The sequence below is a fragment of the Nocardiopsis sp. KDC1DS13DA1 genome (genome assembly GCF_055632325.1).
In genome coordinates this window covers 23,458-36,576 of sequence record NZ_JBVMUY010000015.1, presented here as the reverse complement: position 1 = coordinate 36,576, position 13,119 = coordinate 23,458, and the positions used below count along the sequence as shown (strand labels likewise).

The 13,119-nt window shown below is 71.1% G+C and carries 14 protein-coding genes; 9 read left to right on the top strand and 5 right to left on the bottom strand.

What is annotated here, in order from left to right:
* Positions 1-83: 83 nt before the first annotated feature.
* Together ACTVAJ_RS10550 and ACTVAJ_RS10545 are read left to right on the top strand one after the other, a co-directional pair.
* A complete protein-coding gene (locus ACTVAJ_RS10550) occupies positions 84-1,163 on the top strand; it encodes a permease (RefSeq protein WP_470387923.1) in 1,080 nt (359 codons plus the stop codon).
* Complete coding sequence (locus ACTVAJ_RS10545) at positions 1,160-1,954, top strand: TIGR03943 family putative permease subunit (protein ID WP_470387922.1); 795 nt, start codon at positions 1,160-1,162, stop codon at positions 1,952-1,954. The genes ACTVAJ_RS10550 and ACTVAJ_RS10545 overlap by 4 nt, the downstream gene beginning before the upstream one ends.
* A gap of 4 nt (positions 1,955-1,958) precedes the next feature.
* On the opposite strand, the gene ACTVAJ_RS10540 is transcribed toward ACTVAJ_RS10545, so the two are convergent.
* Positions 1,959-2,123, bottom strand: a complete 165-nt coding sequence (locus ACTVAJ_RS10540; RefSeq protein ID WP_470387921.1) for a hypothetical protein — start codon at positions 2,121-2,123, stop codon at positions 1,959-1,961.
* A gap of 124 nt (positions 2,124-2,247) precedes the next feature.
* On the opposite strand from ACTVAJ_RS10540, the gene ACTVAJ_RS10535 reads away from it, so the two are divergent.
* Positions 2,248-3,588 carry a sensor histidine kinase gene (locus ACTVAJ_RS10535; protein ID WP_470388045.1) on the top strand — a complete coding sequence of 447 codons (1,341 nt, stop codon included), beginning with the start codon at positions 2,248-2,250 and terminating at the stop codon, positions 3,586-3,588.
* A gap of 10 nt (positions 3,589-3,598) precedes the next feature.
* Here the strand turns inward: ACTVAJ_RS10535 and ACTVAJ_RS10530 are convergent, their stop codons facing one another.
* On the bottom strand, positions 3,599-4,921 hold the full coding sequence (locus ACTVAJ_RS10530) for an ABC transporter substrate-binding protein (protein ID WP_470387920.1): 1,323 nt from the start codon (positions 4,919-4,921) through the stop codon (positions 3,599-3,601).
* A gap of 342 nt (positions 4,922-5,263) precedes the next feature.
* Positions 5,264-6,208, bottom strand: a complete 945-nt coding sequence (locus ACTVAJ_RS10525) for a helix-turn-helix domain-containing protein (protein WP_470387919.1) — start codon at positions 6,206-6,208, stop codon at positions 5,264-5,266.
* Positions 6,209-6,452: 244 nt separating this feature from the next.
* Here ACTVAJ_RS10525 and ACTVAJ_RS10520 point away from each other — a divergent pair, with 244 nt between their 5' ends.
* Both ACTVAJ_RS10520 and ACTVAJ_RS10515 read left to right on the top strand, forming a co-directional pair.
* Positions 6,453-7,031, top strand: a complete 579-nt coding sequence (locus ACTVAJ_RS10520; RefSeq protein ID WP_470387918.1) for a hypothetical protein — start codon at positions 6,453-6,455, stop codon at positions 7,029-7,031.
* Complete coding sequence (locus tag ACTVAJ_RS10515) at positions 7,028-7,459, top strand: hypothetical protein (RefSeq protein WP_470387917.1); 432 nt, start codon at positions 7,028-7,030, stop codon at positions 7,457-7,459. The genes ACTVAJ_RS10520 and ACTVAJ_RS10515 overlap by 4 nt, the downstream gene beginning before the upstream one ends.
* Before the next feature lie 5 nt (positions 7,460-7,464).
* Here the strand turns inward: ACTVAJ_RS10515 and ACTVAJ_RS10510 are convergent, their stop codons facing one another.
* Positions 7,465-8,424: a LysR family transcriptional regulator gene (locus ACTVAJ_RS10510; protein ID WP_470387916.1), complete on the bottom strand. Its 960-nt coding sequence runs from the start codon at positions 8,422-8,424 to the stop codon at positions 7,465-7,467.
* A gap of 218 nt (positions 8,425-8,642) precedes the next feature.
* On the opposite strand from ACTVAJ_RS10510, the gene ACTVAJ_RS10505 reads away from it, so the two are divergent.
* Positions 8,643-9,797, top strand: coding sequence for an acyl-CoA dehydrogenase family protein (locus ACTVAJ_RS10505; protein WP_470387915.1), 1,155 nt, complete (start codon positions 8,643-8,645; stop codon positions 9,795-9,797).
* Positions 9,798-9,839: 42 nt separating this feature from the next.
* Here ACTVAJ_RS10505 and ACTVAJ_RS10500 read toward each other — a convergent pair whose 3' ends face one another.
* Positions 9,840-10,616: a 4'-phosphopantetheinyl transferase family protein gene (locus ACTVAJ_RS10500; RefSeq protein ID WP_470387914.1), complete on the bottom strand. Its 777-nt coding sequence runs from the start codon at positions 10,614-10,616 to the stop codon at positions 9,840-9,842.
* A 293-nt stretch (positions 10,617-10,909) separates the two neighbouring features.
* Here ACTVAJ_RS10500 and ACTVAJ_RS10495 point away from each other — a divergent pair, with 293 nt between their 5' ends.
* The 3 genes from ACTVAJ_RS10495 (at position 10,910) to ACTVAJ_RS10485 (ending at position 13,069) form a co-directional block, all read left to right on the top strand.
* Positions 10,910-11,716, top strand: a complete 807-nt coding sequence (locus tag ACTVAJ_RS10495) for a DeoR/GlpR family DNA-binding transcription regulator (protein ID WP_470387913.1) — start codon at positions 10,910-10,912, stop codon at positions 11,714-11,716.
* 157 nt (positions 11,717-11,873) lie between these two features.
* Positions 11,874-12,692 (top strand): polyprenol monophosphomannose synthase, encoded by an 819-nt coding sequence (locus tag ACTVAJ_RS10490; RefSeq protein ID WP_470388044.1) that lies wholly within the window; start codon positions 11,874-11,876, stop codon positions 12,690-12,692.
* An 80-nt stretch (positions 12,693-12,772) separates the two neighbouring features.
* The gene (locus ACTVAJ_RS10485) at positions 12,773-13,069 is read left to right on the top strand and encodes a hypothetical protein (RefSeq protein WP_470387912.1); all 297 of its coding nucleotides are present in this window, start codon (positions 12,773-12,775) and stop codon (positions 13,067-13,069) included.
* Positions 13,070-13,119 lie beyond the last annotated feature (50 nt).

Genomic DNA, 13,119 nt, shown 5'->3' with positions numbered 1-13,119 from the left:
CAGGCCGCCACCGCCCGGCTCGAACGAAAACGATTTTCGGTTACCATTCCTGAAGATCCCGTCCGACCACTCGGAGTAACACCGTGCCCGACCGGACCCCGACCCCCTCGTCGGACTCCACCCCGCATGCCTCCCTCGGCGACTCGCTCGCCGCGGGATGGGACGAGCGCGGGGACGAACTGCCGCCCTCGGACTGGGGGCGCCGCTCCGGAGCGCGCCGGACCGGCACCGTCTGGCTGTTCGCCCTGTTCATCACCGCGATGGCGCTGGCGCACGCCTGGCTGTCCGACCAGCTGACCAGCGAGGCCTTCCTGGCCTGGGCGACCGTCTTCACGGCGATCAGCTTCCAGGCCCTGCCCTTCCTGGTGTTCGGCGTCGCCCTGTCCGCCGCGCTCACCGCGTTCGTGCCCGCCTCGGTCTACCAGCGGTTCATCCCCTCCAGACCAGGTGCGGCGGTTCCGGTCGCCGGACTGTCCGGCGCGCTCCTGCCCGGATGCGAGTGCGCCTCGGTACCCATCGCCGGAAGCCTGGTCAAACGGGGGGTGGCCCCGGCGGCCGCGCTCACGTTCCTGCTGGCCGCGCCGGCCATCAACCCGGTCGTCATGATCGCCACCGCGGTGGCCTTCGCGGGGCAGCCGGAAATGGTGCTGGCCCGGTTCGCGGCGTCGCTGTCGGCGTCGGTGGCCATCGGGTGGATCTGGGTGCGCTTCGGTCGGGCGGACTGGCTGCGGCTGCCCACCCCCACCCACGCCGAGGGGACGGCCCGGTGGGTGGTCTTCCGCGACTCGATGCTGCACGACATGATGCACGCGGGCGGCTACCTCGTGGTCGGCGCGCTGGCGGCGGCGAGCCTCAACATCCTCGTGCCGCGTGAGTGGCTGCTGTCGGTGGCCGGGGCCCCGGTGGTCTCGGTCCTGGTCATGGCGGCCCTGGCGGTCCTGTTGTCCATCTGCTCGGAGGCCGACGCCTTCGTCGCGCTCAGCTTCACCGACTTCTCGCCCACCGCCAAGCTCGCGTTCATGGTGATCGGTCCGATGGTGGACCTCAAGCTCATCGCGATGCAGGCGGCGGTGTTCGGCTGGCGGTTCGCCGTCCGCTTCGCCCCGCTGTGCCTGGTGGTCGGACTGCTCAGTACGTTCCTGATCGGAGAACTGCTCCTGTGAACCGCATCGCCCAGGGACTGACCCTCGTGCTGTTGGGAGCGGCAGCCCTGACCAGTACGGTCGCCACGGACATGTACCTCAACTGGGTCAAACCGGGGTTCGGCCCCTTCCTGATCGCCGCCGGGGCGACCACGGTGGCGCTCGGTGCCGCGGTGGTGGCGGCGGAGATCCGCCGAGGGAACCATCCCGGAGACGACGGAGCGGACCACTCGGCGTGCGCGGTGGCGTCCGCGGAAAGGGGGGCGGACAGCGGCGGGCACGCCGGCCACGACCACGCGCGGGCGCCGCGCGTGGCCTGGCTGCTGCTGGTCCCGGTCGTGGCCGTCTTCGTCGTGGCCCCTCCGGCCCTGGGGTCCTACACCGTCGAGCGGAGCGAGCCCGCCAGCGCACCGCAGGAGGGTCCGCCCTCCGGTCGGTTCGACGACGGGCTGGACGACGCGGAGCCCGGTGAGGTCGTGTCCATGGACATCCGCCAGTTCGTCATGCGGGCCTGGGTGGACGAGGAGCGCGCGCTGTCCGGTCGGGAGGTCGAACTGACCGGCTTCGCCGTGCCCAACGACGAGGGCGAGGGATGGTACCTGGCCCGGCTCCAGATGGCCTGCTGCGCGGCCGACGCCATCGTCAACCGGGTGCTCGTCACCGGTGTGCCCGAACCGGAGGCCGACTCCTGGTGGACCGTGCGCGGCACGTGGACCGAACCCGAGGGCGAACTGGTCGACGTCAGCGAACACCGGTTCGAGGCGCGGGAGTGGGAGTCGGTGGGCAACCCGCCTGACCCCTACGAGGCGTAGCCGGTCACGTCGCGCCGGTGGCCCGCACCGGCCTCGGGTCCCGGCCGTGGTCCCTGGACGCTGCGGGCGCGCAGCAGGGCCGGGGCAGGCCGTCGGCGGGGTCGTCCGCGTACCTGAGGGCGTCGAACGGGTGCGGAGAACGGTCGTGCGGCCCGTTCCGCATCGCCACACCGGACACCTTCCGACACTTGTGCATCGCTTTGAGTAACAATGGCCGGGTGTCAGGTTGGGGCGGAAGAGGAAGAACGACGTGGCGTCACGTACGTCCGCGGTCGATCCGTGCCCGGGTGACCATGTGGGCCGTCGCGGTGCTCGTCCTGGTCATCGGCCTGTGGTCGCTGGCGACCGCGGTCGCGGTCCGCGAACTGGTCCTGGACCGCGACCGCGACCAGGCGGCCCGGGCCGTTCGCATGGTCATCGACGACATCATCACCGACCGGTACGAGGGCCTGATACCGGCCGAGTCGCCCATCCTGTGGCTCCAGATCATCGACCCCGACACGGGTGAGGTCCTCGCTGCCAGCGCCGCGCTGCACGGCGAACCCCCGATCGCCCAGAAGGACGAGGACTCGGGCAGTACCCGCCTGGACACGACCGTCTGCGGGCCCGAGGCCGGACTCGGGCCCGACGACTGTCTGCTCGTGGTCGGCTACGAGGCGGGCGGGACGGCCTACGGGGACGTCTGGGTCCTGGCCGCGACGCCCCGGCCCACGCTCCTGGAGACCAACACCCCCGAGGTCGTGATGGGGGGTATGTCGGGGCTGCTGCTCAGCATCACCGCTCTGGTCACCTGGTACGGGGTGGGGCGGGCACTGCGTCCCGTGGAGCGGATCAGCGCCGAACTGGACCGTCTGTCGGCCAGCAACCTGGACCGCAGGCTCCCCGTGCCGAGGAGCCACGACGAGATCGCCCACCTGGCCCGCACCGCCAACGCCAGCCTCGAACGACTCTCCGAGGCCGTGGCCAAACAGCGCCGGTTCGTCTCCGACGCCTCCCACGAGTTGCGCAACCCCATCGCCGGAATGCGGACCCGGATCGAGGTCGAGCTCTCCGACCCGGAGCCCGATCCCCGGGCCCGCGAACTCCTGCTCACCGCCTTGCTCGACGACACCGAGCGGTTGGAGAACATCGTCGCCGACCTGCTGGAGCTCGCGCGTCTGGACACCGGGGCGAAGGCTGACAGAGAGCGCGTGGACCTGTCAGCCCTGGTGGCCGAGGAGCTCGTGGCCAGACGGAACGGCCCCGTGATCCAGGTGCACTCGGCCGGCCCCGTCTGGGTGCTCGTCAACCGGCTGCGCGTGGCCCGCGTGCTCACCAACCTGGTCGCCAACGCCGAGCGGCACGCCCGCTCCCGGATCGACGTCACCATCGACCGTGAGGGGGACTCGGCTGTGCTCCGGGTCCACGACGACGGTGCCGGTGTGCCCGAAGCCGACCGGGAGCGCGTGTTCGAGCGCTTCGCGCGCCTCCGGGAGTCCCGTGAGCGCGATCCCGGGGGGAGCGGCCTGGGGCTGCCGATCTCCCGGGAGATCGCCGAGGACTACGGCGGAACGCTCACGGTCGGGGAGAGCGACCGGCTCGGCGGAGCCGTGTTCACACTGCGGCTTCCCGCCGAGCCGGGCCGACTGGCCTGATTCCGTGGCCCTACCCGGCGGTGTCGCCGTCAAAGAGCACGACCTCGTCGGGGGTGGGGCGCTCCAGCTCGAAGTCGACGATCTCGCCGCCACCGCCGTCGGTGGCCCTGGGGTCCTGGAGGACCTCCATCTCGTCGTCGGCGTGGTGTTGGACGACCATCACCCCGGTGTAACCGCTGTGGTCGTTCTCGCTCGCGGAGAAGGGGACCAGGCCCGGGCCCGTCCACTCATGGGAGTTCAGTGTCTCCAGGAGCACCTCGCGGTTCAGGTCCGGGCCCACCTCCATGAGCACCTGGGCGAACAGCGTCGCCTGCACCATGCCGTAGATCGTGGTGTCGGTGAACGGCGTGCCCTCGTTGTACTGCTCGTGGATGCCCCGGTAGAACGCGGTCCACGGATCGTCGGACTGGGAGGCCATGGGCAGGAACGCGGTCATGATCAGTCCGTCCAGGAAGGCCTCGGGCGGGATGTCCTCGGCCGGTGTGCCCTCGGCGAACTCCTCGATCAGTCCGGTGACGATCCGTACGTCGGCACCGAAGCTGGGCGCCACCCACTGGGGCTCGTAACCGATCGCGGCCGCCTCCATGACGGCCAGACCCAGGTAGGAGGGGATGCAGTAGCACACGGCGACCTCGGCGCCGGACTGCTTCATCGCCGTGATCTGCCCGGAGAGTTCGGGCACCCCGGGGTCGTAGGACTCCCAGGCCACGATCTCCTCGGACAGGTACTGCTCGATCCCGGCGTGCGACGCGGGACCCACGTCGTCGTTCTGGTAGAGCAGGCCGACGTCCTCACCCGCGAAGTTCTCGGCGATGAACTGGCCCTGGATCTTGGCCTCGCGGGTGTAGTCCACCTGGAAGCCGTAGCTGTAGGGGTACTCCTCGGGCTGGTCCCAGGCCAGGGCGCCGGAGGAGACGAACAGGTCCGGCACCTCCTGGTCGTTCAGTTCGTCGATGACCGACTCGTGGGTGGGTGTACCCAGGCCGCCGAGCATCGCGAAGATCTCGTGGTCCTCCAGGAGGGAGTGGGTGACCTCCTGGGTGAGCGCCGGGTCGAAGCCGTCGTCCTGGACCTGGTACTCGATACGGCGCCCGTGGATGCCGCCGTTGTCGTTGATGTAGTCGAACACGGCGCGGGCACCGCTGGACACGTGGCGGAATCCGGGGGCGGCCGCACCGGTGAGCGGCTGGTGCGTACCGATGATCACGGCGTCGTCGGTCACACCCTGAGTGATGTCCGCGTTGTCGTCACCCTCGCTCGACTGCCCGAAGGAGCAGGAGGCCGCCAGTATCACGACGGCCGTGGCCGAGGCGAGGGAACTCAGTGGTCGCATGGTGGTGTGTCCTGTGGGTCCGTGGTGTGTTTCAGCGGGGACGGGCCCTTGCGCAGGGGGAGCCGTCACTCTGGGTCGGCAATGCATTGCTACCCATCAGTACGTTACTCGCGAGTTAACACCATATGCGTGTCGAACGCCACTGCAACCTTGGGGGTGTTCGTGCGTACTCCCTGATCAGGGTGGCGGCCACGTCCTGCCCGGCCCCGTTTCCGGGGTGTGGCCACAACTGGCCGGGCAGGAGGGCCGTGGCCTGGCCCGTACCGGGGTACACCTCCCGCTCGCGGTCCCGCTCGGGAGGTACACCCGGGGGAGTCCACCGTGTCCTCAGGGGATGCGGGGTCAGCCGCAGGCCAGCGCGGGCGGCCGTTCGGAGTGCCGATCGGCCGGTGGGGTGTCCGCGAGGGTGATCGCGATGGGGGCGTCGGTGGGGGCGAGCCGCCGCATCGGTATCCAGGTGCGTGAGTCGGCGCCCGGGCGGATGGGGATCCGTGTGGGGGAGGAACCGACGAAGACGTTCTCCCGGGCGTGGGTCGTGTTCCCGGGCATGGCGATGGCGATGACCGACCACTCGCCCGTGGGGACGGCCGAGAGGGTGAACTCCGTGCGTCCGAGCGTGGGGAGGGCCCGGTGCACCACGGGGGCCTGCTGCGGGATGCGTTCCTGGTAGACGCCGACCAGCACGGTCGTGTCCGGCCGGCACCGGGGGAGTTCGATGACTCCGCTCAGCGTTCCGGTGCTATGTCGGTGTTCGACGCGCCGTCGGCCGGTTCTGTTCAGCTCCTCCAGGGGAGGCATGCGGTTGAAGTCGCCGGAAGCGGCCACCAGCAGCCGCGCGACCTCGGGCTTGCGGTACTCGCGGGGTGACCTGCCCACGGCACGGGTGAACCGGCTCGTGAAGGTGCCCACGCTGTTGTACCCGACGCTGTGGACGATGTCGCAGACGGTCATGGGAGAGGCGATGAGCCGCCTCTTGGCCTCGAACATGCGAACCGCGGTGAGGTATCTGCCGGGGGGAACACCGACCTCCTGTGCGAAGACCCTGGACAGGTGGAAGGGGCTGACGAAGACTTCGGCGGCGATATCGGTCAGGGTGATCGGCTCGGCATAACGTGCGTGTATGGAGGAAACGGCCTGACGAACCGATTCTCGCACTCTCTCTCCTAGCGGTTCTGAGCCAGCACGGTGATCACGGGGTGGGGGAGTCCGTCGTGGTGGATGTGGGCTGGGGCTCACCGCTCCATCCTGGCCACGGCCCCCCCGCCTAACGTCTTCCACGTTGCTCATTTCCGTACTCCGGATCCCCTCTGCCCCCGCGGACGCGTGTTCCGTCCGCGCTGCCTCCGTCGCGGGTGACGCCTTCGCGCTGACCGTCGCCGAGTTCCGCCCCGACCGGTGTGTCCCCCGCACAGCAATGCGGGAGAGGACGGGACGCCGGACCCGACCGACGATGGGCATGGCGTCGCGGCCCCCGGGCGCGGCACCCCGCGAACGAAGGGGCATATCCGATGACGACCATGGGGAGAGAGCGATGACCCTGGCGCAGAACACCTACCGGGCCTGGCGTGGCGGACTCGACGCCCTGAACACCCGAGGGCACAGAGCCGGTCTGCGGCTGTTCATGGTGATCGTCCTCGCGCACTGGGCCGAGCACCTGGCCCAAGCCGCGCAGATCTACGCGCTGGACTGGCCGGTGGCCGAGGCCCGCGGCGTGCTCGGCATCCCCTTCCCCTGGCTGGTCACGTCGGAGTGGCTGCACTATGGCTACGCGCTCGTCATGCTCGTGGGGCTGTTCCTCCTGCTCCCGGGCTTCAGGGGGCGCTCCCGGACCTGGTGGTGGATCTCCCTGGGCATCCAGATCTGGCACCACTTCGAACATCTGCTGCTGCTGGTCCAGGCCCTGGTCGGGGTCAACATCGCCGGGATGCAGGCTCCGACCAGCCTCGTCCAGTTGGTCATCCCGCGGGTGGAGCTGCACCTGCTCTACAACTCCCTGGTCTTCGTGCCGATGATGGTCGCCATGTACCTGCACGTGCGGCCGGGCCCCGGTGACAGGGAGGCGATGGTGTGCCGCTGCGCGGAGAGGGAGCACGCGGAGGCGGCCACATGACCCGGCCCCGGGTGGGCGCCTTCCCCATCGTGGTCCTGCTGCTCGGTCTGCTCCTCGTCTACCTGGGCGGGGGCAACGTGGACCGGAGCGTCCGCGCTCTGCGCGCCGACGGCGCCCCGGGCCAGTTCACCGCTGCGGCGCAGGACTGCGTGAGCCACTTCGGTCACGTGTCCTGTACCTGCTACGGCGACTACCGGGCCGACGACGGTTCCGTGGAGCGCGAGTGGGTCTACCTCGCGGGTGGCGACTTCGCCTGCGAGGAGGGCTCGGTGTCGGCCGCCGTGGACATCGGCGCGAACACCCGTGTGTACCACCCCGACGGGTCGCACGAGTGGATCGCCACCGCCGGGCTGATCCTGGCCGGACTGGCGATGGCGGTGTGGTCGGCGCTGCCCTGGGTGCGCGCGGCGGTCCGTTCGCGGAGCTGAGGTCCTCAGCCGCCGGAGGGGTCGCCCGCCGCGCCCTCCTCCGCCGTTTCCCGTCGGGGGGCCGCCAGCGACAGGGGGGACCGGTCCAGCAGCTCGCGTGCGGCCCGGGCGACGCGGTCCGAGGCCTGGTGCACGGGGCTGTCGCGGCGCCAGACCAGCAGGTGGCGTAGTTGGATCGGGGCTCCGGCCAGGGGTCGGATCACGACGCCCTCGGACGTGTCGAAGTCGGACTGGCAGGGGGCCACCGCCCGGTGGGCCGAGATGAGGTCGTGGATCTCGGAGCGGTCGTAGAGGCGGAAGGGCACCTCGGGTGTGAACCCCGCACGCTGGCAGGCCAGGTAGAAGCACTCCGGCCAGCCGGATCCGTCCGGAGGGGTGAGTGCCCAGGGCGAGTCGGCGAGGTCGGCCAGTCGCACCACCGGCCGGTCCGCCTGGGGGTGGTCCTCCCACAGAGCCACGTGCAGCGGTTCGACGGCGAGCATGGCCCAGGAGAGCGGGCCGTCACCGGGCAGGTCGCGGTCCACGTAGTCGACGGTGGTGCCCATGTCCAGACGGCCGGCGCGCACCAGGTCCGTGACCAGTTTGGGGGAGTACTCGGTACGCACGTGGACGGGGACACCGGGGAAGACCTCGGGCAGCCGCGCCGACAGTTCCAGGGCCAGCGGCCCCACCCCGCCGATCCTGAGCGTGGTCGGGGAGGCGCGGCGCGCCGTGATGTCGTTCAGGAGATCATCCATGGACAGCAGGACCGAGCGCGCGCGGACCAGGACGAACTCGCCCAGCTCCGTCGGGCTGACACCGGACCGCCCCCGGTGGAAGAGCGGACCGCCGACCTCGCGCTCGATGCGTTGCAGCTGGGTGGTCAGGGCGGGCTGCGACGTCGACAGGGCGGCGGCGGCCCGGGTCACACTGCCGGTGTCGGCCAGGAGGCAGAGGGTGCGCAGGTGGCGGAGTTCGAGGTCCATGCGTGGAATGTAGGACGCGCGGGGGGTTCGTGTACAGACGGGTGTTCGCGGGTCGTCGACCCGTACGCGCCGTCAACCCGATCAGGCTCAGGCTTCCTCCTCGTCCAGCCCCGCGCGTCGCTGTGATCGATCTTGTGGGATAGGGTGCCGTTCGTCACCATATAGTTGGACGACCTACTAAATGGGCCGTGGGTCGCCGCAACCGTGGGAGAGGCTTCATGGCGGTCGAACGCACACTGCACACACCCGAGGCGGAACAGCTCCTGGATCTGACCCGGGAGATCGTGGACAAGGAGTTGCTCCCGCGCGCCGCCGCGGACGAGGAGAACGCCGCCTTCCCACGCGACGTCTTCCGCACGCTCGGCGCCGCGGGACTGCTGGGCCTGCCCTACCCGGGCGAGTACGGCGGCGGTGACCAGCCCTACGAGGTCTACCTCCAGGTCGTCGAGGAACTCGCCCGCGGCTGGCTCGCGGTCGGCCTGGGCGTGAGTGTCCACACCCTGTCCTGTTACCCCGTGGCCGCCTTCGGCACCGACGAGCAGAAGGCCGCCCACCTGCCCGACATGGTCGGCGGCGACCTCCTCGGCGCCTACTGCCTGTCCGAGACCGTTTCCGGCTCCGACGCCGCCGCCCTCACCACCCGCGCCGAACCCGTCGAGGGCGGTTACCGCGTCAACGGCGCCAAGGCATGGATCACCCACGGCGGACGGGCCGACTACTACGCCCTCTTCGCCCGCACCGGCGCCCCCGGCTCCGGGGCGCGCGGCATCAGCTGCTTCCACGTCCCGGCCGGGACCCCCGGGCTGAGTTCGGCGGCGCCCGAGCGCAAGATGGGCATGTCCTCCTCGCCCACCGCCGGGGTGCTCTTCGACGGTGTCGAGCTCGGTGCGGACGCCCTCGTCGGAGAGCGGGACCGGGGCTTTGGCATCGCCCTGTCGGCCCTGGACTCCGGGCGGCTGGGCATCGCGGCCTGCGCGGTCGGCCTCGCCCAGGCCGCCCTGGAGGCGGCGGTCGCCTACTCCCGTGAACGCCGCCAGTTCGGGACGGCCATCGGCGACTTCCAGGGTGTGGGCTTCATGCTCGCCGACATGGCCACCCAGATCGCCGCCGCACGCGAGCTCTACCTGTCCGCGGCCCGGCTCCGCGACGCGGGCCGCCCGTTCGGGACCCGGGCGGCGATGGCCAAGCTCATGGCCACCGACACGGCCATGCGGGTCACCACCGACGCCGTCCAGGTCTTCGGCGGGTACGGCTACACCCGTGACTTCCCCGTCGAGCGCTACATGCGCGAGGCCAAGGTCCTCCAGATCGTCGAGGGCACCAACCAGGTCCAGCGCCTCGTGATCGGCCGCGACCTCGCCCGCGGCGTCTGAGAGCCGGTACGGGCCCGCGGCGCGCCGCGGGCCCGGCGCACGTCAGGAGCGCAGGAGCGCGACGGTGTCGGCGCGTGACCGGACCCGCGTGCTCACGGGGCGGTCGGTGAGTACGGCCAACGCGGACCGGTAGTCGGTGCCCCGGTCCAGGTCGGTCAGCCAGACCGCCCCCGGTGCGCCCCCGCCCGCCCAGGAGTCCAGCCGGGCCTCGGTGTGCGGCGGGCTGACCGACACCCGCCGCAGTCCGCCCGACAGCCCCAGCCCGGTCGCCTTGAGCAGGGCCTCCTTGCGGGCCCAGTAGCCGAAGAACGCGCCCGTGCGCTCCTGCGGTGTCAGGGCGTCCCACGCCGACCGCTCCGCGTCGGCCAGCGTGTACTCCACCAGCCCGTCCAGGTCGCGCGCCACCGACACCTGTTCGACGTCCACCCCCACAGGGGCCCCCTGGGCCACCGCCAGCACCGCCCACTCACCCGAGTGGCTGACCGACACCTCCCAGCCGTGCGCGGGGCCGGAGGGGACGGGTTTGCCGTGCGGTTCCCGTCCACCGGGGTCCGCGCCCGTGCGCCTCTTCTCCTCACACGAGCGGCAGACCAGGTCGAAGGTCACCTCCTCGGGCGGGCACGACACCAGTTCGGCCAGGGCCAGCCGGGCCATCGCGCGGCCGAGCAGGTGGCGGTCGCGGTCGGCCTGGTGCCGGAAGCGGGCGTTGCGGGCGCGTTCCCGTTCGTCCAGCACGCGAAGGAGCCGGTCGGACGCGGCGGACGTGTGCGCCCACCAGACCGTGGTCGTCAGGGGAGCGATGGTGGAACCGAGGGTCATACCCCCATTGTCGCCCCATGTTCCGTCGGCCGGTCGGTGTGAGCCCGTCCGAAACCGGGAATCGGTCCTATGGCAGGTCAGCCCGTCCCCCTGGGAGGCCCGTATGTCGGTCGTGGTGCTGTTCGGAACGGGAGCGGTCATCGGACTCGTGTTCCTGTCCGCGGTTCTCGTGATGACCCTCCTCTCGGACGGGTCCGGTGCGGAGGCTCCCCCCTCACACGACAGATCCGTACTCTAGGGACACACGGGACCTGTCCCGTGCGCACGCACCGGTACGGGAAGGGGTCGCGTCCATGGCCGAGGAGAGTCGTCCGGCGTTCGCCGCCGAACGCAGGGACCGCATCCTCGCACTCGTCCGTGCCCGCGGAACCCTGTCCCTGCGCGACATCGCGGCCGAGGTCGGCGCCTCCGAGGTCACTGTCCGCCGCGACGTCCGCGCGCTGGAGGCCGAGGGCCTGGTCGACCGCAGGCGCGGCGGCGCGGCACTGCCGGGCCGGATCGGCCACGAACAGAGCTACTCCGGGCGCAGCGGGCAGTGCGCGGCGGAGAAGGCGGCCGTCGCCGCCTCCGCCGCGCGGTTGGTCCGCCCCGGCGAGGCGATCGCCGTCGGGCCCGGCACCACGACCGAGGCCCTCGCCCGGGAGTTGCTCACCCACACCGAACTGACCGTCGTCACCAACTCCCTGCGGGTGGCCGAGGCCCTGGCCAACGCCTCCGGGGTCGAGGTGGTGATGACCGGGGGGACCCTGCACGGCCCCATCCGCGCGCTCGTCGGTACCGCCGCGGAGCGGAGCCTGGCCGGACTCCGCGTCACACGGGCCTTCCTGTCGGGCAACGGGGTCAGCGCCGACCGCGGACTGAGTACCCCCAACCCGGCCGTGGCCACCGTGGACCGGGCGCTGGCGGCCTGCGCGGAGGAGACGGTCGTGCTGGCCGACCACACCAAGATCGGTGCCGACAGCATGGTGCCCACCGTCGCACCGGAGGAGATCGCACACCTGGTGACCGACAGCAGTGCCGACCCGGAGGTCCTCATGACCCTGGAGGAGACCGGCGCCCTCGTCCACGTGGCGGTGGTCGCCCAGGAACGCGGGGAGTGATCCCACCGCCGGGGACGGCCGTCCGTTCCGGGAAGGAGGAACACGTACCCTACCGTTCACACACGCTTGTGCCGCTGGTGCCCTATGCGTGATCCTGGGCCACACCCCGCTCGTCAAGCGCCCCCACACCGTCGTCCACACGCAGGAGCCGCCGCACATGCACTCCCAGCCGACACCTCCCGAGCCCACCGGACCCGCCCCGGTCCGTGTCACGCCCGCTCCCGTGACCCTGCCCGAACCCTGGTCGGACGCGCGCCTGACCGTGGTCGTACCCACCTACAACGAGGCCGCCAACCTCCCGGTGCTCGTCGGTCAGCTGATGGCGCTCGGTCTGCCGAACCTGGGCGTCGTGGTCGTGGACGACAACTCCCCGGACGGCACCGGCGAGGTCGCCGACAAGCTCTCCGTCGAGTACGGCGGCAGGGTCGCGGTCGTGCACCGCACCCGCAAGGAGGGGCTCGGGCGCGCCTACGTCGCGGGCATGACCCGGGCGCTCGACGACGGCGCCGACCACGTGGTGCAGATGGACGCCGACCTCAGCCATCCCGCGGGATACGTGCCCCAGCTGCTCGGCACCCTGCTGTCCACCAACGCCGACGTCGTCATCGGTAGCCGGTACGTGCCCGGCGGCAGCCTCTCGGAGAACTGGGGGACCCGGCGCCGACTGCTCAGCGGGTGGGCCAACGCCTACGTCAAGACCGTGCTGTCCATGCCGGTCCGCGACGTCACCGCGGGTTTCAAGATCTGGCGGGCCGCGACCCTGCGCGTACTGGACCTGCCCAGCATCCAGAGCACCGGCTACGCCTTCCAGATCGAGATGCACTACCGGGCCTTCCGGCGCGGCCAGAAGATGATGGAGATCCCGATCCACTTCGAGGACCGCGTCGTGGGCGAGAGCAAGCTGGACGGCGCGGTCGCCCTGGAGGCGGCCCTGCGCCCGCTGCGCCTGCGTCGGTCCGAACGCACCCGCCGCTGACCCGGCCGTGTCCTCCCCGTCCTTCCCTTGTCCGCCCTGACCTGCGATCATCAGGGACAACGGGGAAGGAGGGGGACACCGTGAGCGAACAACCCTACGACGTCGACACCGATCTGGGGGACGACCCCCAGGAGACCGAGATCGCCGAGTGCGAGCGTGTGATCGACCCCGACTTCAACATCCTCGACTACGACTTCGTGGACGACGACAGCCGGGGTGAGTGGGGGATCAGTCAGGAGGTGCGCGCCGAACGGCGGCGGGTCGTCCCCCACCAGCGCTGGGGCACGCAGCGCAGCGCCGAGGAGGACGCGGTGAGCGTGGTGCCGGAGTCGGACATCTCGGCCGAACCCGACACCGCTTCCGAGCCCGACATGTGACCCGCCCCCGTGCGGGGACGGCCGCCATCGTCGGGTACCGGCAGGTCGAG